Source organism: Streptosporangium sp. 'caverna' (assembly GCF_003203775.1).
In the GTDB taxonomy this organism is placed as follows: domain Bacteria; phylum Actinomycetota; class Actinomycetes; order Streptosporangiales; family Streptosporangiaceae; genus Streptosporangium; species Streptosporangium subroseum.
This window is the reverse complement of sequence record NZ_CP029711.1, coordinates 1,320,769-1,343,107: the sequence shown is the minus strand read 5'-3', so window position 1 is coordinate 1,343,107 and position 22,339 is coordinate 1,320,769. Positions and strand designations below refer to the sequence as shown.

Below are 22,339 nucleotides of genomic sequence, written 5' to 3'. Positions count from 1 at the left end.
ACGCACGAGCGAGAACACCACCGACGTCCGCGGACGAGTGACGGCACGGCCGATGTTCACGAGCGGACGAGGGCATAGCCGACTCCGTGCACCGTCCGGACGACGCCGGGGCCGAGCTTCCGGCGCAGGGCCCGCACGTGGCTGTCGACGGTGCGCGTGGCCGCGGCCTCGGAGAAGCCCCAGATGTCCGCCAGCAGCCGTTCCCGCTCGAAGACCTGGCCGGGGCGTTCGGCGAGGCGGCAGAGCAGGTCGAACTCGGTCCTGGTCAGCTGCGCCTCCGCGCCCCGCACGTAGACCCGGCGCTCGGCGGTGTCGATCTCGATGTCGGCGACGCGGATGACCGTGTCGTCCACGGCCAGCTGGGAGGCCCGCTCCACCCTGCGCAGCAGGGCGTGCACCCGGGCGACCAGCTCGCGCATGCTGAACGGCTTGGCCATGTAGTCGTCGGCCCCGACCCCGAGCCCCACGAGCAGGTCGGTCTCCTCGCCGAGCGCGGTGAGCATGAGCACCGGCACCGGCCGCGCCGCCTGCATCCGGCGGCACACCTCAAGCCCGTCGAGTCCGGGCAACAGCCTGTCGAGCACCACCACGTCGGGCCCGGTCCTCGCGTAGGCCACGAGCGCGGCCTCCCCGTCCCCGGCGACCTGAACCTCGAAGCCCTCCGCGACCAGCCGGTGCCGTACGGCCCGCGCGATCGTCTCGTCGTCCTCCACCACGAGGACACGTCGTTGCTGGGGAGTTGCCATGTCGGGCAGCGTAGACCGGACCTGTGCAGATGAACTGCGGTGAATTGTGCAGGTTTTGCGCATCCCCAGGTGCATGTCTCCCCGGGGTGCACGTCCGCGCTCAAACGCAGGTCTTCCCCTCGGACGCGTTCTCCGCTCAGGCGCATGCCCTGCCAGACGTGGATTTCCAGCAGGGTCGGCCCCGAGGAGAGCCCGAGGGACCAGAGGGACTGGAGGCCCCGTTATCCCACGCCCGGATGCATCCCTGCCGGATATGGGGCCTCCACGGAAGCGGAGGCCCCATCCGGGTCAGACGAGGATCAGCCGGCGGCCGGTGATCCGATAGCCGATCCTGGCGAACGAGGCCGCCATGGGCGCGTTGCCCACGTCGGTGTTGTCGTTCACCTCGGGCTCGCCTTCGGCGACGAAGATGTGCAGCGCCTCGGTCGCCAGGTCGTCGGCGTAGCCGTGGCCGCGGTGGGCGGGATCGACCCCGACGTAGCCGATCGTCGCGCTCCTGGAGTTGCGGGTGGGCATCACGATGCCCACCAGTGCCCCGGACGCGTCGCGGGCGAGCCGCCACCGGTCACGCCCGCCGGGCATCGCGGCGACCTCCGCCACGGTCTCCAGGGCGGTCGCCCTCGGCCCCTTCTCCGCGAGGTTGCGCTGGTCCCAGTGGTCCAGGCTGCCTTCGGCGATCCTGGCCAGCAGGTCCACCATCGTCTCCTCGTCGAGGACCGGGGTGAAGGTCAGCCGGGTGGACCTGGGCGGCAGGCCGTACTCGGGGATCCAGCGCAGGTTCAGCCGCTCGACGGACTGACGCAGCCCCGCCTTCTCGGCCGCGGCGATCCGGTCGGAGGCGTCGGCGAACGCGTCGGGGCGTTCACGCCAGTCGCTCGGCAGGAACAGGTGGTAGTCCGGCCGCGCGCCGGACGGCGCGGTGTATCCGGGCGTGACCAGCGCGGCGTAGGCGGCCCGCAGCAGCTCGGCGCCCACCTCGATCCGGTCCGGGCCCGAACCCGGGTCGAACCAGTCGAGGCTGAAGGGATGCCTGGAGCCCGGCGGGCCCCAGAATCCCGCCCTGGCGACGACCTCGTCGCCGCGCAGCGCGACCCAGACCCATTCGGGTTGGTAATCGAGCTCTTCGAAGGAGAGCGCACGCGCGCCCACACCGGAGGCCGGCAGCGCGCCGTAGCGGTGGAACAGGTCGGACTCGCCCGCTTCGAGCGGACGGAAAAGCAGGTCAGACAAGGGGAACTCCAGAGAGCATGCGCTCCCGAGGACCTCAGGCGGTCTGTTGCCCGAGGCGGGAGCGAGTGACCGGGTTGGCGAACATCTGCTCCTCACCTCCTCTGGCTCGAAGGGACGGTCAGCGTATCGATGCCTTCGTTCCGGCATCAACTAGATATTCTCCCCTCGTATCGTGACGAAGTGATCGACGTCAGCGCCGGTCCGCACAGGGTCAGAGGCAACGATTCCGCCGAACATGGAAGCCGCCCCACCGGGCACATGTGGAGCGCCCACGAGCACCGGCCCGACCTCCGGCGACCGTCCGAGATCCGGCGTCCGCTGCTCCACGGGGAACCGTCGAACGCCGAGGATGCCGGAGGTTGAGGGGTGTAAGGGGTACAGGGGGCACACAACCCGCAAGGGAATCCCTCTTCATTGGTCCATATGCCGCTAAGTGACTATGTTGCTGTCCGCGATCGGATAGCGAACGGGGTGAGCAGGATCGACACTCGAGTGCTGGCAGGCCGCTACCGGCTGCTCAACCCCCTCTCCGAGGGCGGGTCGGGCACGGTCTGGCTTGCCGCCGACGAGACGCTCGGCCGTGACGTGGCGGTCAAGGAGATACGGCTTCCGCCGGACCTCGACCCCGTCCGACGGCAGGAGACCTACGCCGGCGCGCTCCGGGAGGCCAACCTGGCCGCCCGGCTCAAGCATCCCTCGATCGTCACCGTCCACGACGTGATCATCGAGCAGGAGCGGCCCTGGCTCGTCATGGAGCGACTGTCGGGCGCGTCCCTGGAACAGACCGTCCGCGATCGGCATCCGCTGCCGGTCCACCAGGCGGCCAGGGTCGGTGTGGGCATTATCAGCGCGCTCGCCGCCACCCATGCGGCCGGGATGGTGCACCGCGACGTCCAGCCGGCCAACGTCTTCCTCACCAGGACGGGCAGAGCGGTCCTCACCGACTTCGGTCTCGCCGTCGTCGACGGCGAGGTCACCTCCGGGCGCACCGGCCACCTGGTCGACGCGCCCAACTACGCCGCCCCCGAACGGCTGCGCGGCGAGCGCGGCACTCCCGCCTCCGATCTGTGGTCGCTCGGCGCGACCCTCTACTTCGCCGTCGAGGGCCTGCCGCCGCACCCCGCCGCGACTCCCATCGCGGCGATCAGCCGGGTGCTCACCGAACCGGCCAGACAGCCTGAGCGAGCGGGCGCGCTGGGCCCGCTGCTCATGCTCATGCTGGACCCCCTGCCCGAGGCCCGGCCGTCCTTCGAGACCGTGGCCCGCGCCCTGGGGGAGCTCGCCGCCGGCCGTACGGCCGCCACGCCTCCACCAGCGCCCACACCCACACCCGCGCCTGCTCCTGTGCCCCCAGCGGCGTCGCACCGCCCCCCGTCGGCTCCGGCCCTCCGGACCCTCCTCCAGCCCAGGGGGGCGGCGCTGTGGGCCGCCGTCGAGGTGGCGGTGGTCGCGGCGGTCATCGGGGCCACGATGGGCGTGGTCCACCTGTCGGCGGACCGTACGGTCGTCGAGAAGCCGGTCATGCTCAGCGAGAAACCCGGCGCCTTCGCCACCCCCGTGGACCTGTGCAAGCTGCTCCCCGTCGCCAGTGTCCAGCAGTTGCTCCCGGCACTGACCGGCGAGGGAAAACCGACCAGCAACGGTGGCTGCCGGTGGACGGTCAGCGGCCTGGGCCTGGAGGTGCGCCCCTCGGGCCTGAACAAGCAGTGGGGCAAGAGCCCGCGCCAGGCTCACGAACTGTTCGTGAACGAGCGCAACAACGCCATCCCCAGCGGCCAGCTCGCCTGGAGCTGGTCGGATATCCAGGCCGGCGCCCGCTCGGCCCGCTCCACGGGTCCGCTGCCGGTCGCACCGGTCGGGAACGAGGCTTTCGGCTACGACGTCTACGAAAATCGGAAGACCGGCAGGCTCGAACAGAGCTTCGTGGTCCTCCGCGTCGACAACCTGGTCGTCGACGTCGGCTACACCGTGGTGGACGGCAGCGAGGACGGCCCCTCGATCCGGGCGGGCGCCCACACCGCCGCCACCTGGATCGCGAACGCGCTGAACAAGCAGAAGGCTGGCGGATGAACCATCCAGACACCCCCAGATCACAGGGCAGGCATGCCGGCGGGCCCACCGATCTCAGTTCCGAGACCGGGACGGAGGTCCCGTCGGTGCTGGAGCAGGCCTCGCTGGAACAGGTGATCGGACGGCTCGGGCCGATGCCGCCGCAACGGACCGCCGTGGTCGGCCTGGCCGTGCTGGACCAGCTCGTGGCCGTGCACAACCGCGGGATGCTCCACGGTGACGTACGGCCGGGCTCGGTGCTGCTCGGCCCCTACGACCAGATCATCCTCACCGGGCCGACCCTTCCGTCCCCGGTCTTCACCGCTCCCGAGGGGGTGACGAGCCCCGCCGCCGACCTGTGGTCGCTCGGCGCCACCCTTTACACCGCCGTCGAGGGTCACCCGCCGTCGCCCGGCGGCGCCCTGGAGAACGCGGGGCCGATCGCCCCCATCCTTTTCAGCCTGCTGTCCGGAGACCCCACGCAACGGCCCGCCCCCGGGTTCCTGCGTATGGCTCTGCTCGACATCGCGCAGAGCCGTGGCGAGGCCTCCGTCCCCCGGGCCGCCATGGGGGCGTTCCCTCCCCGTTTCGGGGAGTCGTTCCCGCCGCCGGGCTCCTCTCAGAACTCCCCGCCGCCGTTCTCCTCGCAGAACTCCCTGCCGCCGGGCTCCACTGCGTTCCCGCCGTTCTCCTCGCAGAACTCCCTGCCGCCGGGCTCCAGCGCGTTTCCGCCGCCCCCCAGGTCGTTCGGCTCCGGGGCGACCGGCCCCGGGCTCTTCGGCTCCGATGCCGCGGCGCCTTTCGACTCCGAAGCGCTCGGAACCGGCGGCCCTGACACGGCGCCCTTCAACCTCAGGATGCCCGGCGCACCCGGGCCCTTCAACGGCGACGCGACGCCTTACGCCCTGAGAACGTCCAGCCCATCCGAGCCTTTCAGCCCCGGAACGCCTGAAACGTCCGGCCCCCTCGGCTCCGGCGCGTCCGGCGCTGGAACGTCCGGCCCCTCCGGCTCGGAGACGCCCGGATCCCCCGACCGTGGAACGCCCGGATCCTCCGGCTCGGAGACGCCCGGAGCGACCGGACCCCTGGACCGTGGAACGTCCGGATCCTCCGGTCCGGAGGCGACCGCGCCTGCCCCGCCGGGTCCCTACGAACGGACCTCGACCCTCCACGCCCCTCCTCTCTTCTCCGCCCCGCCCATGCCCGGCGCTCCGTCCCTTCCGGACGATCCCACCTTGCGCGAACCGGCCCCGGGCACCGGAACGAGGAGGGACATTCCCCTCGCCTCTCCGTCGCAGGCCCCGACCGGCCCCACCGAACGCTCCGATCTGCGAGCCGGAGTGATCGTGCCCCGCTCCGTGGTGGCGCTGACCGGCACCCTGCTCATCGCCATGGCGGTCACCATCGGCATCCTGCTCACCTCGGTGCTCAGCGGCTCCGGCGAGAGCGATCCCGTCGCCGACTCCGCCGAGGTCGCCGGGGCCAAGGGACGCTTCGCCACCGCTCCCAGGGCGTGCGGCCTGCTCGACGACAAGCAGGCCGGCGAGGTCGTGCCGGGGTTCAAGAGCTCGGAGGTCGAGGTCGCCGAGTGCAACTGGCTCAACTCCCACGACTGGCGCAAGCCGAACGTGGAGAAGTTCGACCTCCGCGTACGGCTCGTCGCCCAGAAGCAGGACGGCTCCGAGCTGGCGAGGGCCAAGGAGTATCTGGCCGGTAAGAAGAAGGACTTCGTCGACAAGGCCCAGTTCACCACCCCGAAGCCCGCCCCGCCCAAGGACCTGAAGGGGATAGGCGAGGAGGCCTTCTCCTTCGGCGGCTACAACTCGATCAACCTGTACGGCGGGTCCTACAAGGTGACCGTGGTCCTCCGGGTCAGCAACCTGATCGCCGAGGTCGAGTACGAGCGGGGTGGCATCAAGACGGACTCCGACGGCAAGATCACAAAAAACGCCGAGAAGGTCGCCCGCTGGATCGCCGAGTCCCTGAAGACCAATGGCTGACCCGTCGCTCCCGGTGCTCGCGGGCCGTTACCGCGCGCTCGGACGCCTCGGTGAGGGCGGGATGGGCGTGGTCTGGCGTGCCCTCGACGAGTTGCTCCACCGCGAGGTGGCGATCAAGGAGGTGCGGATCGACCCGCACCTGCCCGAGGCGCACCGCGTCGAGATGCGCGAACGCACCCTCCGTGAGGCCCGCGCCGCCGCCCGGCTGAGCCATCCGTCCATCGTGGCCGTGCATGACGTCATCGCGCAGGACGGCCGTCCGTGGATCGTGATGGACCTGGTCAGAGGCCGTTCGCTGGGCCAGGCGATGCGCGCGGACGGACCGCTCCCGCCGCGGTCGGTGGCCGCGATCGGGCTGGCCGTACTCGACGCGCTGGCCCTCGCGCACAGCCGGGGCATCGTGCATCGGGACGTGAAACCGGCCAACATCATGCTCGCCCAGGACGGCGGGGTGCTGCTGACCGACTTCGGCATCGCCACGCTTGAGGGCGAGGTCCAGCTCACCTCACCGGACGCGCTGGTCGGCTCCCCCGGCTACATCGCCCCCGAACGATTACGCGGCACCGGCGACGGCCCCGCCGCCGACCTGTGGTCCCTGGGCGCGACCCTGTACGCGGCCGTCGAGGGCCGGGGGCCCTTCCAGCGCGACACCCCGGTGGCCACCCTCGGCGCGGTGCTCACCCAGGAGACCCCGTTTCCCACCCGGGCGGCCGCCCTGGCGCCCGTGCTGCTCGCCGTACTGGCCAAGGACCCCAGGCAGCGTCCCGGAGAGGCCGGGCTCCGCACCGCCCTGCACCGGATCGCCCAGGGGCTTGACCCGGGGGTGCTGCCCGTGGCGGCCGCCCCGCCGGCAGTGGCACCACTGGCCATCGCGCCGCCGCCGAAGCCGCGCCGTACCGGGCTGATCGCCGGGGTCGTGCTGGGGGCGGTCGCGATCGGAGCGGCCGGAGCCATGCTGCTGGCGTCCCTCGACGGGTCCAAGGCGCCCACGGCCTCGCCGGGCGCTCCCGACCCCCGTGCCGGGCGCTTCCCCACCGCTCCCGACCCGTGCACCCTGCTGACGGAGTCTCAGAGCCGGGCCGTGGTGCCGGACGCGTCCCAGACCCCCATGAAGCCATCCCCACCGGATGACGAGCCGTACTGCCTCTGGAACAACAAGGCGGCCAACAAGCGCAGCATCCGTGTCGCCCTCGGCCTCAAGGGCTCCGTGCCGGGGAAGAGCGGCCCCGACGCGGCCCACGCGTTCTTCATCGCCGAGCGCACCGGGGTCGTCGCCGACAAGGGAACCGGCCTCGTCGGCTCGGTCGGCCCGCTCAGGAACGTGGGGCGGGTCGGGGCGGAGGCGTTCTCCTACGACGTCCTCGCCCTGGACGAGATCCACGCGGTCATCCGTTTCCGGGTGAGCAATCTGCTGATCAAGGTCGACGTGTCGGAGAAGGGCAAAAAGGCGAGCACCGAGCTGCGCGAGCACGCCCTGCACGCCGCGCGCCAGGTCGCCGAGGAGCTGAACAGCCGTGACTGAGAACTCCCGCGTCACGGGAACCGAGGATTTCCCCGGCACGGGAACTGAAAGCTCCCGCATCACCGGAACTGAGGACTTCCGCGTCACGGGAAACGCGATGGGACGACCGGCAGGAGTGAACCGGCAGTCCTGGAGAGCACGACCGGCGTGGACAGGGCAGCCGACGTGGGCGAGGCGGTCAGCGCGGGCGAGGCGACCGGATGAGTGATCCCAATCTCCTTGCCGGGCGTTACCGCATGCTGGAGCGCCGCGACCCCACGGGCATGAGCTGGCGCTCGCGCGACGAGCTGCTCCACCGCGACGTCACGATCTCCGAGGTACGGCTCCCGCCCCCGGGCCCACACCGCGACCGGCTCCTCGAGCAGATCCGTGCCACGGCCGGTCTGCGGCATCCCGGCATCACCGCCCTCCACGACGTGATCTCCACTCCCGACCGGATGTGGCTGGTCATGGAGTCGGTCGAGGGCCGTTCACTGCTCCAGACGGTCCGCGCCGACGGCCCGTTCTCCCCTGAGCGCGCGGCCGAGATCGGCCTGCGCGTGCTGGACGCCCTGGCCGCCGCCCATGAGCGGGGCGTTCACCTCGCCGCCACCCCCGACGCCGTGCTGCTGGCCCCCGGCGGCCGGGTCGTGCTGACCGGCATCGCCTCCCCCGTCCCCGCCGATGAGCTGCGCGACCTGGGCGTCACCCTGTTCGCCGCCGTCGAGGGCCGGATGCCGGATACGGGGTCCCAGGCCGGCCTCCGCCTGGCGGACGGAACGCCCCTGGCCGATCCCGTCACCGGCTCGACCGGCTCGGGCCCGCTGACCTCGCTGCTGGACGAGCTGCTGGCGGCGGAACCTGCCCACCACCCCGACGCCACCTCGGTCCGGCTGACGCTGGAGAGGATCGCTCCCCGCCCCGCTCAGCGGAGCCCCCGCCGCGGCCTCTTCGCCGTCGCGGCGGCCGTCACCGCCGTCCTGGTCCTGGGAGGCGCCGCCTTCTGGCTCTGGCCCCGCTCCTCCGAATCGGCAGAACCGACGCCGTCCATCACCCCGGTCGCGCTCCCCACCTTCTTCTCCAAGCAGCTTGATCCCTGCAAGCTCATCTCCAGGGATCAGGCTGCCAAGCTGTCGCTGGAGACCATTCCCTCCTTGGAGGTGACCGGTGAGTGCAAATGGAACGCGGTCATTGAACCGGGTCGGCCAGACAGCGGCGAGATACTCCGGATCGAGGCCTTGCGGTACTCCTCCGTCACGGAAGCCGACGAAGATTACGGCCGATTCCTCAAGAAGGACAGCGGCCCGACCAAGACAGATGTGGGCCTTCCACTAATCGAGATCAGGCCGGTGACGACGCTTTCCGGGGTCGCTGCGGAGGCTTACACGTTCGAGACCACGAACGAGCTCACCTACAACACTGGAGTGGTCTTCCGGGCGGCCAACCTCGTGGTCGCCGTCCAGTACCAGCGCCCCGGTACCAAGGACGACGACCACAGAACGCTCAAGAACGCGTTCAAGATCACCCAGCGGGTCCTGGAAGGCCTCAGCCGGACAAAATGAAGCGGACCTCGCGGCGGCGGAGTGGCCGGACGCAGGCCGTACACAACAGGACCGGGTCGAACGCGGCGCCGCACGGTCTGTGGGTGATGGACAACCCCGAGCCCTCGCGCCCGGGAAGCTCGCCCTGGGCCCAGTCGACCAGGAAGGCGAAGACCTCGAAGAAGGCCAGGCCCTTGTCGGTGAGCCGGTAGGAGCCGTCGGGAGGGGGGTCGAAGACGCCGAGCTCGACGAAACGGCGCAGGCGGTCGGTGAGCACCGAGGGTGCGATGCCGAGACCGGACTGGAAGTCGACGAAACGGCTGATCCCCAGGAAGGCCGCGGCGAGGATACTCGTGCTCCAGCGGTCGCCGAGGATCTCCATCGAGTCCGGGCAGTAGCCGATCAGGTCGGATTCCGCGACCGATCGGACCGTACGGCGATGCCGCCGGGACGAGCCGATCCGGGAGAAGATGGCCGACGGGCCGGGCTCGGTCCGAGTGTCACGGGCGCTCATCGGCTCCATGCAGGCGCCGCATCCGAGATACGGCTTCACGTCCTCGCCACAGAGGTCGTGGCGGAGCGGCTGCAGTTGCCTCCGCTCCGCCCAGTCACGCTCCCACGTGTGGATGGCCACCAGCAGCGTCCACAACCGCAGTCCCCGCTCGGTCAGCCGGTATTCGTAGCGGGTCCGCCCATTCCGGTAGGCCGACAGTTCGAAGATCCCGTGACCGACCAGCTCCTTGAGCCTGGAGGCGAGCACCGACTCGGAGATGCCCAGTGCGTCCCGCCACCCGGCGAAGGTCCGGATTCGCAGGAGAAACGCCCGCTGCAAGATCAGCAGCACCCATCGATCCCCCAGGATCTCCAGCGCCTGCCCGACCGCACTGAGCTCGGCTCGCGCCGGCTCCTGCCCAGTGCTGCTCACAGCACGTCCCCCTATGATCACCGTGATTGCCCACGAAGCACCGAACCGGCCGTCCAGATCGGCATGGACAACCTTTCTTACTCTTCCGTAGAACGATCACCACGAAACGCCCATAGATGCGTTAACTTCTTTTTTCGCTATCGCCGGTAGACCGCGGCAGCCGCAGTGATCACGGATGAGCCGACACGCCGAATCCACGCCCGCCGGATCCATGCCCGCCGGGCGTCTACGCGCCGATCCGGACGAGATCACGGCCGGGAACCTCACGGCCGTCGGAGAGACTCCGGAGGATCCCAGCGGCATCTACCCTCGGAACGGGCCGATCACGCGGCTTCCGGGCGACGTCGCATCCCCGGGGCCTCGGCCGGATCACGATATATCTCGGCTGGAACCCTGTCGGTGAGCCCACACGTTGAGTAGGCGACGCACAATGAACAACAGACGGGGCGTCCGCCCCGCGTTCGGAGGATGTTGAGGATGTCGCCCATCCAGAAGTACGCGATCGGTGCTGGGGCCGCGGTGGTCCTGTCGTGGATCTTCCTGCCGGGTCTCGTGACCTTGCTGGTCATCCTGGGCGCCATCGCCGCCCCGGTCATCGGCTACATGATGCTCGACCCGTCCCAGCGCGAGCGGCTCAAGCGCTCTCGCAGGCGCGGCCTCGGCCGCTGAGTCGGCGCAGGCCGGGACCCGCCCTTCGCAGGGCAGGTCCCGGCCTGTTTCATGCGGCCCGCGGAATACAGCGGCCCTTATCCGACAGCGGGCGCGGCCGCGAGCTCGGCCTCCACGCGCCGGGTGACCTTGCGCTCGAACACGAACGACAGAAACGGCACGGTGCCCGCGAGCATCACGCCCACGATGTACTGCCACGACCACCGGGCCTTCATTCCCAGGTTCATCGTCGCCACCAGGTAGAGCATGTAGAGGAAGCCGTGGATCGGGGAAACGATCTTTGAAGGCTGCTCGATGCCGAAGCCGTACCTGAGCACGATGCAGGTGGACAGGACGAGCAGCATCGTGCCGACGATGTACGCCAGGATGCGAAAGGGCTTGAGGGCGGATTCCACGGTCATTTACCTCGGTCTGGGAGTTCGGGCACAGGAACGATATGTCGGGGGGCTCACACGGCGGCGGGTTCGGGATCTGACTTCTGCTCCGCCGTGGGTCCTCGCAGGGCGTCGCGCACGAAATGCCACCACATGAAGACCGCGAACAGCCCGAAGATCCACCACTGGGCGGCATAGGCGAGGTTGCGCCAGGTGAACCCACCCAGCTCGGTCGGAGGGGGCATGTTCACCGGCTTGGCCGCGACGGCCGGAGCGGGGGACTCCCCGGCGGCCACCACGAACCCGTTGCGCAGCTTCACGCCCTTCCACACGTTGATCAGTTCGGCCGACGACACGGTCATCACCTGCCCGGGAGGCAGCTGCCGGGGCCTGCGCGCCACGCTGTCCAGAGTCTCGGAGGGCTGCAGCCGCCCGGTGACCGTCACCTTGCCCGCCGGCACGGCGGCGATGGCCGGATCACCCGCCGCGGCCACCCACCCGCGCACGACGGGGATCGAGGTGCCGTCGCCGAGGTCGAGCGGGACGAGCAGCCAGAGACCTTCGTCCCGCTCGGCCACCAGGAGCTGCTTCGACGCGTCGAAGGTCCCCTCCGCCGTCACCTGACGGTTGACCGCGTCGGTCGTCATCTGCCGACCCGCCTGCGTGAGCGTGCCGACCGCGACCGGAGCGGGGTCGCTCACCGCGAGGGGCTTGCCGGAATCCTCGAAGACGCCGAGCTGCCAGCGGCCCAGCAGCCCACACGCGACAAGCGCTCCTATCGCGAGCAGATGGAGCGCCATCACGCGAGGAGAGAACAGGATCCGGAACATGCCCCCACGCTATCCGCCCTGACCGGCGGTCCTCTCCGCAGTACCGCACCTCACCCTCCGCGCCGGTCTCATGCGTCACGAGTATCTGCAAAAGTGCCACAAATCGGTGTCGAGGGGACACCTGATGTCGCTAAAGTCGACCCATGTCTGATCCTCAGATTGACCCAGCAGGTAACACCCAGGCGTTTCGCGCGTTCGCGCAGGGCAAGGAGGCGGAGGCCGTCCCTCAGAAGCGGTCGTACACCCTGCCGATAGTGGTGGGCGTCGCGGTGCTGGTCATCGTCGTCATTGCCGCATACCTGCTGCTCTAACAGCCAAGCAACCGACAGCGCCGACGGCCCGGTCCTCGGCGCTTTTCGCGTGCCCTGGAGTGTCCGGCAGCTTTCACGTTCCCTGGAGGGCATCGACAGCTTCACGTTCACGTCAGGGCCCGGCGGCCTTCATGTTCGCGGCAGGGCCCGACGGTTTTCACGTTCCACGCACGACCTGACAGCTTCATGTTCATGGAAGGCCCGGCGGTTTCGCGTTCGCGGAGAGCCCGGCGGGGAGTGTGACCTCCAGCGGGTGACGGGTCTCGTCGCGATCTCCCGAACCCGCCGAGAATCCACGGCCCGCACCGGCAATCGTCACCGCTGATCGGCGAATTCGCCGATCAGCGGTGACGGTCCTAGCGGCGCTCGCTCGTCACCAGGGCGCTGCCGCCGCCCCTCCTGACGGGTTCGGCCACTGCCTGGAGCCTGCCATTGCGAAGAAACTCGATGGCGGTCGCCGCGCCGATCTCGGGGGTCGGCGCGAAACTCTGCCCCTTGAGCGTGAGCTCGGGGCCGTAGCGTTTGATGAAGTCCGGCTCGGCCTGGGTATCGGCGGTGTTGCGCTGGCTGGCTCGGGGGGCGGCCAGCGCCTGGGGCAGGGACATGCCGAAGTCCCAGCGGTTGACCAGGATCTGCAGCACGGTGGTGATGATCGTGGCGCCGCCGGGAGAACCCAGCGCGAGCAACGGCTTGCCGTCCGCCAGGACGATCGTCGGGGCCATCGACGACCGGGGCCGCTTACCGGGCGCGGGCAGGTTGGGGTCGCCGGGGGCCGGGCCGAAGGTGAAGTCGGTCAGCTCGTTGTTGAGCAGGAAGCCCCGTCCGGGAACGACGATGCCGTTGCCGCCGGTCGACTCGATCGTGATGTTGTAGGCGACCACGTTGCCCCATCGGTCGGTCACGACCAGGTGGGTGGTCTCCGGGCCTTCGGCGGGCGTCTCGGTGGCCTGCGCCGACGGCGTGACCGGGCAGGGCCCGTAGCGCCCGTCGGGGTTGCCCGGCGGGGCCGGGTTGGGCATCGCCCGCTCACCGATCAGGCAGGCGCGCTCCTTGGCGAACCCGTCGGACAGCAACTCCTTCAGCGGCACGCCCGGGATGTCCCCGACATATTTGCCCCGGTCGGCGAAGGAGAGACGGGACGCCTCCAGATACTCGTGCAGGCCGATCCTGGGCAGGGCTTCGAGGATGTTGAGCGCCTCACCGACCGTCGAGCCTCCCGAGGACGGGGGCGCCATGCCGTACACGTCCATGCCCTTGTAGGTCATCTTCGTGGGCGGCCGCTCCAGCGCCCGGTAGGCCTTCAGGTCGGACGTCTCCATCAGGCCGGGGCGTATCTTGCGGGTGGAACCGGGCGTGACCGGCGGAGCCTTGACGGTCGCCACGACCTCCGCGCCGAGAGCGCCCTCGTACAGCCAGTCGCCACCGCGCCTGCCGAGCTGCCGGTAGGTCTCGGCCAGCTCGGGGTTGCGGAACGTGGATCCGACCGGCGGCGGGGCGCCACCGGGAAGGTAGAGCTTGGCGGTGGAGGTGAAGTCCTTGAACCGGGCGGCGTTGGCGGCGGTCTGCTCGTAGAAGGTCTGATCGACCGCGAACCCCTTCGAGGCGACCTCGATCGCGGGGTTGAGCGCCTGCTTCAACGAGAGCGTGCCGAACCTGCGCAGCGCCAGCTCCCACTGCGCCACGCTGCCGGGCACCCCCGCGGACAGCCCGCTGGTCACGGCCTCCTCGAACGGGATGCCCTCCAGGGACGTCGGACCCATCGCCCGCGGCGCCGCCTCGCGGCCGTCGATCGTGTGGACCTTCTTGTGCCGCGCGTCGTAGTAGACGATGAACCCGCCCCCGGCCAGTCCGGCCGAGTAGGGCTCGGTCACGCCGAGCGTGGCCGCCGCGGCGATCGCCGCGTCCATCGCGTTGCCACCCTGGCGCAACACCCCCAGCGCGACCTTGCTCGCGTCCAGGTCGACGGTCGAAACCGCTCCGCCATACCCTTCCGCGACGGGTTTCTTCTCCACCGCGGGCGGTGACGCCACCGCGGGCTGTACAAACAGGACAGAGGTCCCGGCCAGGATTCCGGCAAGGGGAACGGCGATGCGATGAGTGATCATTATGGCCTCCCGCAGACAGCTTGACTCAAGCCGTCCGCCTTGTCAGCCCTTTGCCCGTCAATTCAGCCCGTCCGATTTATCGACCTTTTCCCTACTACTGGCGATGTAGTCTCCCCTTCCTCCCCGGACGGACGCACAGGTCAGCGGGGCGGCCGTAAAGTGCTGAGCGTGCGCGCCAAACCCCGCTGGATCGAACGGATACTCCCCCTGTTCGCCGGCTTCGTCCAGGTCATGGGCACCCAAGGGGTGGAATGGAACCAGAGTGAACGCGTCCCGGTGGATCCGCTCGGCAACGCGCTGCTCCTGGTCGGGCCGCTCGCCCTCTTCGCCCGGCGCCGTCACCCGGTGCCCGTCCTGCTCGTCACCGTGGGCGTCACCTGTGTCTTCATCCTCCGGGGCCATGCCTACGGCCCGGTCTTCATCAGCCCGATCATCGCCGCGTACAACGCCGTCGGGCTCGGCCACCGCCGCGTGGTCGCGGCGACCTGGGCCTTCGCCTACGCGTTCTTCGTCGTCTACACGAACTGGCTGTCCCCGAACCCTGTCACCGGCTGGTTCCATAACCTCGCGGTGGCCGCGATCATGGGAATCGTGCTGGCGGTGGCGGAGTTCGCACGAGTCAGGAAGGAACGGCTGGCCGAACGGGAGCGGACGGAGACGGAGGAGGCCCGGCGGCAGGCCAGCGAGGAGCGGCTGACCATGGCCCAGGAGCTGCACGACGTGCTGGCGCACAACATCTCCCTCATCCACGTGCAGGCCTCCACCGCGCTGCACCTGATCGACGATCACCCCGAACAGGCGCGCACGGCCCTCACCACGATCAAACAGGCCTCCAAGGACGTGCTGACCGAGATGCGCTCGGTGCTCAACGTCCTGCGCGACGACGCGCCCCGCTCTCCCACCGCCGGGCTGGACCGGCTCGACGAGCTCATCGAGCGCAGCGGGCTCCCGATCGTCAAACAGGTCACCGGCGAGGTCAGGCCCCTGCCGCCCGGGGTCGAACGGGCCGGATACCGCATCGTGCAGGAGACCCTCACCAACGTCACCCGCCACGCTCCCGGCGCCTCGGTCACGGTCCTGCTGGAGTACGGCTCCCGCGCGCTGACCATCCAGGTCACCGACTCCGGCGGCGACACCCCCGGAGAGAGCCTGGGCAGCGGAAACGGCATCCCCGGCATGCGCGAACGGGCCTCGGCCCTCGGGGGCACGCTGACCGCCACGCACCATGGACGGGGCTTCCGCGTCGAGGCGCGGCTGCCGATCCCGGAGGAGTCCACATGATCGGGATTAAGGCACGACCGCCGGCCCCGACCCGTATGACCAGGGTTGAGGCGCGATCCTCGACCCCGACCCGCAGGACCAGGGTTGAGGCGCGATCGCCGATCCCGACCCGCAGGACCAGGGTTGAGACGCGACCCTCGACCCCGACCCGCAGGATCAAGGCCGAGGTATGACCGTCGACCCCGGAGGAGCCCACATGATCAAGATTGTCCTCGCCGACGACCAGGCCCTGGTCAGGGCCGGATTCCGGGCGCTGCTGGACGCCCAGCCCGGAATGACCGTGGTGGCCGAGGCCTCCGACGGCGCGCAGGCCCTGCGCCTGGCCGCCGAGCACGAACCCGACGTGGTCCTGATGGACATCCGCATGCCCGGCATGGACGGGCTGACCGCCACCCGGGAGATGCCCCCGGGACCGAAGATCATCATTCTGACCACCTTCGAGCTCGACGAGTATGTCTTCGAGGCCCTCCGCAACGGCGCCAGCGGCTTTCTGGTCAAGGACACCGAACCGGCCGAGCTCATCCAGGCCGTCCGCGTCGTGGCCGCCGGCGACGCCCTTCTCTCCCCCGGCGTGACCCGCCGCCTGATCGCCGAATACGCCAGCCGCGCCAAGGAACCCCGCTCCGGCCACGACCTCGGCCTGCTCACCGACCGCGAGCGCGAGGTCCTCACCCTGGTCGGCACGGGCATGACCAACGACGAGATCGCCCGGAAACTCTTCATGAGCCCTGCCACCGCGAAGACCCACGTCAGCCGGGCCATGATGAAGCTGCACGCCCGCGACCGCGCCCAGCTCGTCGTCATCGCCTACGAGTCCGGCCTGGTCCGCCCCGGCTGGGGCTGAACTCCTCCGCCATACCGGGAAAACCTCGCACTCGACCCCTCCGACTGAGAAACTCATCGTGTTCATTTGAACACGAAAGGTCATGGCCATGACATCGCAGCGGAGCCACGCCCAACTGCGGCCTTCACCCGAGACCGCGTCCAAGCCCCTGCCAGGTACGGCGCGCGAGCTCTTCGACGCGCTTCCACAACTTCCCGGACTGCGGACCGAGGTCATCGACGGAAGACTCATAGTGAGCCCGGTGGGCACCCCCGAGCACGGCTGGCTTGCGATGCTTCTTGCATACGAGATGCATCAACTGATCATGGATCGCGATTGGCGTGCGTATACGGGCAACGTCGACGTCTGCATCGACGGGCCTCGCGATCCGGTTGAGCCCGACTTCGTCCTGGCTCCCGCCGACTGCCCCCGCTGGGGTGCCCGCGAACTGCTCTCCTCCGGCCTGCTCATGGTCGCCGAGATCGTGTCACCGGGAAGCGTCGTCGACGACCGCGACCGCAAGCCCGACCTCTACGCCTCCGGACTGGTTCCCGTGATGCTGCTTATCGACCCCGTGGCCACGCCCGCCACCGTGACGGTCCTCAGCGATCCGAAAGAGGGGGAATACCAGACCCTCACCCGCGTCGCGGTGGGCTCCGCGCTGCACATCCCCGAGCCGGTCGGCTTCACCTTGGAGACCTCGGTCTTCGAGAAGATCCTGGGCAACCCGCAGGCAAGCCCCATCCCCCCGCAAGATCCCGGCAACTCGTAACGACGCCCGTACACCCGTGAGCCCCTGGGCGACCCGCAACACCCCAAGCTCCTGGCGACCCGTAACAAGGCAGGTAAGCCCGCAAGATCTCGTCGAGCCGGAACACGCGCCACCCCGCACGTTCCCCTCGGCCCGGAACAAACCTCACCGTCCCGCAAGCTCTTGGCGACCCGTAACGAGACCTCTACTCCCGGGTGGACCCTGACGGGACCCGTACGCCCCGCGCGGTAGAGCGAGATGAGACGACGGGGCGATTCCCTTCGTGGCTTTCCGGAGGAATGTGGAGAGCGTCGAAGGAGGTAGGGCATGGATGTCCTCGCATTGGCTCCGCAGTGGGGGCCTGGGATGTGGTGGCCGGTGTTTCCGGCCTTCTGGATCCTGTTCTGGGTCGTGCTGGCGACGCTGGCGTTCCGTGCCCGGCGCAACGGGTGGAGGCCGTGGACCGGCCACCACACATCCCCGCCGGGTCCGGTCAGCACGATCGCGTCGGCGGAACAGATCCTCGCCGAGCGGTACGCCCGCGGCGAGATGAGCAGCGACGAGTACTTCGAGCACACCTCGGTCCTGAGGGGCGGCGTCTCGTAGGTCCCGCCCCCTCAGGGACCCAGCCCCGCGCTTCGGGGCTCATGCTCGCACCATCGGGGGCACAGACTCGCACCCTCGGGAGGCCAGGCCCGCAACCTTCGGGGGCGCGCAGGCCCGCACCTTCGGGGGCGCAGGCTCACACCCTCGGGGGCGCAGGCTCACACCCTCGGGGGGGTGCAGGCCCGCCTCTCCGGGGGTGCAGGCTCTTTACGTCCCGGGGTGCAGGCCCAACTCTGTCCAGGGGAGCATGCTATAAGCGCAAAGTGAATATATTGTTACTGTCGGTTCCAATCTGGCGTAGTTAGCTTTGCTACGTGGGGATCTGGATCGCAACTCTGGCCGTCCGCTGAGCGCGGGCCTGGCCGCGCTGTTCGCGGGGGGGCTCGCCGCCGGGCTGGTGGCGGGCACGGCCTCGTGTACGGCGATGCAGGGGGGTCTGCTCGCCGGGCTCACCTCCCGTGAAAGCCCCGCCTGTGTCGGGGACCGCCATATGTTCCGGGAGCCGTCGGGTCCGGCGGTCGTCTTGCTGTTCCTGGTCGGCCGTTCCGGTTCGCACGTGATGGCCGGGGCCCTTCTCGGCCTGGTCGGCTCCGCCGTACAGCTGGGACCCGAGGTGAGGGCCGCGTTGCTCGTCGTGGCGGGGATCGCGGTCATGGTCTTCGGGGCCCGTATGTTCAGGCGCGAGCCGGTCGGGTGCGCCCCGCACCGGAACGTCGCCTCCCGGGCGACGGCCTTCGGAGGCAAGGTGATCGCCCTCCGTGCCACGGTCTTCGGGGGCAGGACGATCGCCTCACGGGCCACGGCCCCCGGGGACGGAACGCTGACCTCAGGGACCGGGCCGGCCGTCTCCGGGATCGGGCCGGCCGCGTCCGGAGACGAGACGCTCGCCTCCTGGTCCGATCCGGCCATCTCTGGGGACGGGGCACCCGCCTGCGAGACCGGACCGGCCGTCTCCGGGGACGGGACGCTCGCCTCCAAGGTCAGGGCGCCCGTCTCCGAGACCAGCCCGATCGCATTCGGGGGCGGGGCGGTCGCTCCCGGGGTCAGGGCGGTGATGCTGGGAGCGGCGACGATCCTGCTGCCCTGCGGGGTCACGCTCAGCACCGAGGTGGTGGCGGTCTCCAGCGGATCCGCGCTGGGCGGGGCGGCGGTGATGGCCGGGTTCGCGGTGGGAACGGCGCCCGGGTTCGCGCTGCTCGGCCTGGCCCTTCGACGGGTCGCCACGACCAGGCTGGCGGCGCTGGCGGGGATCGTCGCGCTGGCCACGGGCCTGTGGACGATCGTCTCGGGGGTGAGCCTGGGCGGCTGGCTTCCCGGCTCCGGCGGCTCGCCCGTGGCGGCGGCGATCGTGCGCGCCGACGGCACCCAGCGGATCGACGTCTGGGCCACCGATCGCGGCTACCGGCCGGGTGTGGTGACCGCCCGCGCGGGCATGCCCGCCGAGATCGTCTTCCACCTCATGGGCACCCCCGGCTGCACCCGGATGCTCACGATCGACGGCCGCGACGTGGCCCTGCCCGCCACCGTATGGCTTGATCCGCAATCTCCAGGATCGTTGCGCTACGTCTGTTCGATGGGAATGTACGTGGGCTTCATCAACTTCCTCTGATCTCTGATGAGCATCTCTCCAAGCCCTCTGAGCGTTCCTCCGACGAGTGTTCCTCCGTGTCCTCCAATGAGCGTTTCTCCGGACACACCGGAAGACCGAAGTCGGTGATAACGCTCCGCTGTCGCATGGTTACGTGACAGTCTGTGTGCTATCGGCTGTGCATCGTCGGCGGGGAGGGCGACATGGGGTGGTGGCCTGACGATCGGGAGACGGCTGCGGTCTTGATACCCATCCCCCGGAGCACCGAGCACGAGAACGACACGGACCGCGAGACCGAGTTGCTGCTCGCCGCGCACGGCGGTGACATTCAGGCCGCGCACCTGCTCGGCCGCCACTTCGCCCAGCATGGCGACCGTTCGGCGGCGCGGCACTGGTGGGAGCGGGCGGCGGTCGGGGGCAACATCGACAGCGCGTACAACCTCGGCATCTGGCACGAGAAGCACGGCAGCCTGGTGGAGGCCGTGGCGTGGTACGAACTCGCCGCGGACACCGGTGACGTCGAGGCGGCGGTGAACCTGGCGACGCTCCTGCTGGAGCAGCGCGGTGACATGCCGACCGCCCGGCGGTGGTTCGAGAGGGCGGCCAGGGCGGGTTCCCGGGCAGCGGCCCGGCGGCTCGCGCTGATCTGCGAGGACGGCGGCGAGACGAAGTCCGCCTGGGATTGGCACCGCAGGGCTGCGATGGACGGCGACCTCGCCTCCGCCAACGACCTGGGATTTCTCGCCTACGCCTCCGGCGAGGAGGAGGAGACGCTGCGCTGGTGGGAGCTGGCAGCCAGGGGCGGCCACGCCGACGCGGCCTATCACCTGGGCCTGTTCCTGCAGGCCAACCGGGATCCGGAGGGTGCCGAGGCGTTCTACCGGCTGGCCGCCAAGAACGAGCATCCCGGGGCCGCGTCCCAGCTCGGCGGGATCGCGCTGACCCACGGGGACCTGCGCGCCGCCCGTGCCTGGTTCGAGCGGGCCGCCCACACCGGGCGGATCGACGATCAGCGGACGGCCGGTTTCGTGTGCGTGGAGATGAGCGACTCGCAGGCGGCGGGCCACTGGTTCAGCCGTGCCGCGGCGGGCGGCGACCCCGAGGCGGCCTTCAACTTCGGGCTGTTGCTCATCGCCGAGCACAGTGACATTCAGGGCGGACAGCACTGGTTCCGCCAGGCGGCCCGGGCCGGGCACCACCGGGCCGCGGTCGAGCTGGCCTCGCTGCTCTCGGCGGCCGGTTTCTCCCAGGAGGCCGAGCGCTGGCTGTCGGACCCGCCGTCCCCGATCTGGGACCGCACCACCGAGCCCGAGTTGGTCGCCCGCGCCGAGCTGGCCGCGGCCGCCGTGTCCCGGCGGGGCGGCACTCCGCTGAAGGTCGGCGAGCTGACCGAGATCCTCGGCACCTGGGATCTCATCACCCGGCCGCTGCGCGACCACACCGACGTCGTGGCCTGGCTGACCGAGCAGAGCGGGTTGCCCCGGGGCGCGATCGAGCATCTGGCCCTGGTCCGGGCCACGCTGCTCCGTCCCGGCAGCGCTCCCTGGCCGAGCCCCACCGAGGTCGAGCACGTCCTGATCACCGCCCGCGCCCTGCGCTCGGGCCGGGCGCCGTAAGGACGGCCGGGCCTGCCTTCGTAAGGATCGAAAAAGCACGGCCCCATGGTCACGGGTGCGACCATGGGGCCCTGCTTTTTCGATCCGTCCGCCAAGGGCGAGCGCGGGCCCCGTACGGGTGTCGGATCAGGCGGCGATGACCGCGGAGACCGGCACGGACGGCAGGTCGAGCGCGAGCGCGACCTGGTCGTTGGTGAGCCTGCCCGCGTGGGTGTTGAGACCCAGCGCCAGGGCGGGGTCCTGCTGCAGTGCCGACTTCCAGCCCAGGTTCGCCAGCCTGACCGCGTAGGGCAGCGTCGCGTTGGTCAGCGCGTAGGTGGAGGTGTTGGCCACCGAACCCGGCATGTTGGCCACGCAGTAGAAGATCGAGTTGTGGACCTGGTAGGTCGGCTCGGCGTGCGTGGTCGGGTGGGAGTCCTCGAAGCAGCCGCCCTGGTCGATGGCGATGTCGACGAGCACGGAGCCCGGCTTCATGCGGGAGACCAGCTCGTTGGAGACGAGGGTCGGGGCCTTGGCGCCCGGGATCAGCACCGCGCCGATGACCAGGTCGGCCTCGAGGACCTCCTGCTCGATCGCGTAGGAGGTCGAGACGAGGGTCTTCAGGCGGCCCTGGTAGATGGCGTCGATGAAGCGCAGGCGGTCGACGTTGAGGTCGAGGACGGTGACGTCCGCGCCCATGCCGACCGCGATCTGCGCCGCGTTGAGGCCGGAGACACCGGCGCCGATGACGACGATCTTGGCGGGGGCCACGCCGGGCACGCCGCCGGGCAGCACGCCGCGGCCGCCGTTGAAGCGCATCAGGTTGTAGGCGCCGACCTGCGGGGCCAGACGGCCCGCGACCTCGGACATCGGGGCGAGCAGCGGCAGGGTGTTGCCGACCTGGACGGTCTCGTAGGCGATACCGGTGACCTGCTGCTTGAGCAGGGCGTCGGTGCACTCGCGGCCGGCCGCGAGGTGCAGGTAGGTGAAGAGCACCTGCCCCGCACGCATGCGGTGGTACTCCTCCGCGATCGGCTCCTTGACCTTGAGGATCATCTCGGTCTGGCCCCACACCTCGTCGGCGGTGTCGAGGATCTTCGCGCCGGCGAAGAGGTAGTCCTCGTCGGGAAGGTGCGAGCCGAGGCCCGCGCCGCGTTGGATGTAGACCTCGTGACCGTGGCGAACCAGCTCGTGCACGCCCGCCGGGGTCGCGGCGACGCGGTACTCGTGGTTCTTGACCTCGGCAGGCACGCCGATCTTCATAACGGTTCCTTTCGGGATTTAAAATTTCAGGGCGGAGGTCACCACCCGATTCAGGGAGGCACGGTCACGCTTGGGTGAGCCGCGGGCCCCGTACTTTCAGGCGGGCACGGTCACGCTTCGGTGAGCCGTGAGCCCCGTACGTGGCTCGGCC

Annotated in this window: 19 protein-coding genes; 12 read left to right on the top strand and 7 right to left on the bottom strand. The window is 70.0% G+C overall.

The genetic code is table 11. From position 1 onward, the window contains the following. Window positions 1-56: 56 nt before the first annotated feature. Window positions 57-746, bottom strand: coding sequence for a response regulator transcription factor (locus DKM19_RS06125; protein WP_110694864.1), 690 nt, complete (start codon window positions 744-746; stop codon window positions 57-59). Between the two features lie 288 nt (window positions 747-1,034). Beyond that, window positions 1,035-1,976, bottom strand: a complete 942-nt coding sequence (locus tag DKM19_RS06120; protein WP_110694863.1) for a GNAT family N-acetyltransferase — start codon at window positions 1,974-1,976, stop codon at window positions 1,035-1,037. Between the two features lie 471 nt (window positions 1,977-2,447). Between DKM19_RS06120 and DKM19_RS06110 the strand changes: the two genes are divergently transcribed. The 4 genes from DKM19_RS06110 (at window position 2,448) to DKM19_RS06095 (ending at window position 9,088) form a co-directional block, all read left to right on the top strand. Continuing rightward, the gene (locus DKM19_RS06110; RefSeq protein ID WP_162641324.1) at window positions 2,448-4,046 is read left to right on the top strand and encodes a serine/threonine-protein kinase; all 1,599 of its coding nucleotides are present in this window, start codon (window positions 2,448-2,450) and stop codon (window positions 4,044-4,046) included. Continuing rightward, on the top strand, window positions 4,043-6,025 hold the full coding sequence (locus tag DKM19_RS06105; protein ID WP_110694860.1) for a hypothetical protein: 1,983 nt from the start codon (window positions 4,043-4,045) through the stop codon (window positions 6,023-6,025). The genes DKM19_RS06110 and DKM19_RS06105 overlap by 4 nt, the downstream gene beginning before the upstream one ends. Next, window positions 6,018-7,547: a serine/threonine-protein kinase gene (locus DKM19_RS06100; RefSeq protein WP_110694859.1), complete on the top strand. Its 1,530-nt coding sequence runs from the start codon at window positions 6,018-6,020 to the stop codon at window positions 7,545-7,547. Before DKM19_RS06105 ends, DKM19_RS06100 begins: the two co-directional genes overlap by 8 nt. Before the next feature lie 200 nt (window positions 7,548-7,747). After that, the gene (locus DKM19_RS06095; RefSeq protein WP_110694858.1) at window positions 7,748-9,088 is read left to right on the top strand and encodes a hypothetical protein; all 1,341 of its coding nucleotides are present in this window, start codon (window positions 7,748-7,750) and stop codon (window positions 9,086-9,088) included. Here the strand turns inward: DKM19_RS06095 and DKM19_RS06090 are convergent. Then, a complete protein-coding gene (locus DKM19_RS06090) occupies window positions 9,072-9,992 on the bottom strand; it encodes a helix-turn-helix domain-containing protein (RefSeq protein WP_162641323.1) in 921 nt (306 codons plus the stop codon). The genes DKM19_RS06095 and DKM19_RS06090 overlap by 17 nt on opposite strands. Before the next feature lie 477 nt (window positions 9,993-10,469). On the opposite strand from DKM19_RS06090, the gene DKM19_RS06085 reads away from it, so the two are divergent. Beyond that, window positions 10,470-10,661 carry a hypothetical protein gene (locus DKM19_RS06085; protein ID WP_110694856.1) on the top strand — a complete coding sequence of 64 codons (192 nt, stop codon included), beginning with the start codon at window positions 10,470-10,472 and terminating at the stop codon, window positions 10,659-10,661. Window positions 10,662-10,738: 77 nt separating this feature from the next. Here DKM19_RS06085 and DKM19_RS06080 read toward each other — a convergent pair whose 3' ends face one another. Together DKM19_RS06080 and DKM19_RS06075 are read right to left on the bottom strand one after the other, a co-directional pair. Further along, window positions 10,739-11,056: a DUF3817 domain-containing protein gene (locus DKM19_RS06080; protein WP_110705508.1), complete on the bottom strand. Its 318-nt coding sequence runs from the start codon at window positions 11,054-11,056 to the stop codon at window positions 10,739-10,741. Window positions 11,057-11,109: 53 nt separating this feature from the next. Then, the gene (locus tag DKM19_RS06075; protein WP_110694855.1) at window positions 11,110-11,865 is read right to left on the bottom strand and encodes an SURF1 family protein; all 756 of its coding nucleotides are present in this window, start codon (window positions 11,863-11,865) and stop codon (window positions 11,110-11,112) included. A gap of 143 nt (window positions 11,866-12,008) precedes the next feature. Here DKM19_RS06075 and DKM19_RS50515 point away from each other — a divergent pair, with 143 nt between their 5' ends. After that, on the top strand, window positions 12,009-12,176 hold the full coding sequence (locus DKM19_RS50515) for a hypothetical protein (protein ID WP_204358672.1): 168 nt from the start codon (window positions 12,009-12,011) through the stop codon (window positions 12,174-12,176). A 356-nt stretch (window positions 12,177-12,532) separates the two neighbouring features. Here DKM19_RS50515 and DKM19_RS06070 read toward each other — a convergent pair whose 3' ends face one another. Further along, window positions 12,533-14,281, bottom strand: a complete 1,749-nt coding sequence (locus DKM19_RS06070; protein WP_110694854.1) for a gamma-glutamyltransferase family protein — start codon at window positions 14,279-14,281, stop codon at window positions 12,533-12,535. A 168-nt stretch (window positions 14,282-14,449) separates the two neighbouring features. Here DKM19_RS06070 and DKM19_RS06065 point away from each other — a divergent pair, with 168 nt between their 5' ends. From DKM19_RS06065 to DKM19_RS06040, 6 genes are all read left to right on the top strand, one after another. Next, entirely contained in the window at window positions 14,450-15,562 is a 1,113-nt protein-coding gene (locus DKM19_RS06065) for a sensor histidine kinase (RefSeq protein WP_110705507.1), read from the top strand. Window positions 15,563-15,758: 196 nt separating this feature from the next. Next, window positions 15,759-16,406: a response regulator transcription factor gene (locus DKM19_RS06060; protein WP_089210790.1), complete on the top strand. Its 648-nt coding sequence runs from the start codon at window positions 15,759-15,761 to the stop codon at window positions 16,404-16,406. 88 nt (window positions 16,407-16,494) lie between these two features. Then, window positions 16,495-17,157, top strand: coding sequence for a Uma2 family endonuclease (locus DKM19_RS06055; RefSeq protein WP_239514107.1), 663 nt, complete (start codon window positions 16,495-16,497; stop codon window positions 17,155-17,157). A 306-nt stretch (window positions 17,158-17,463) separates the two neighbouring features. Further along, window positions 17,464-17,742 (top strand): SHOCT domain-containing protein, encoded by a 279-nt coding sequence (locus DKM19_RS06050; protein WP_162641321.1) that lies wholly within the window; start codon window positions 17,464-17,466, stop codon window positions 17,740-17,742. A gap of 307 nt (window positions 17,743-18,049) precedes the next feature. Beyond that, complete coding sequence (locus DKM19_RS06045; protein WP_110694851.1) at window positions 18,050-19,351, top strand: sulfite exporter TauE/SafE family protein; 1,302 nt, start codon at window positions 18,050-18,052, stop codon at window positions 19,349-19,351. A gap of 182 nt (window positions 19,352-19,533) precedes the next feature. Then, window positions 19,534-20,946 carry a tetratricopeptide repeat protein gene (locus DKM19_RS06040; RefSeq protein ID WP_110705506.1) on the top strand — a complete coding sequence of 471 codons (1,413 nt, stop codon included), beginning with the start codon at window positions 19,534-19,536 and terminating at the stop codon, window positions 20,944-20,946. Window positions 20,947-21,072: 126 nt separating this feature from the next. On the opposite strand, the gene ald is transcribed toward DKM19_RS06040, so the two are convergent. Then, on the bottom strand, window positions 21,073-22,188 hold the full coding sequence (gene ald / locus DKM19_RS06035) for an alanine dehydrogenase (protein WP_110694850.1): 1,116 nt from the start codon (window positions 22,186-22,188) through the stop codon (window positions 21,073-21,075). Window positions 22,189-22,339 lie beyond the last annotated feature (151 nt).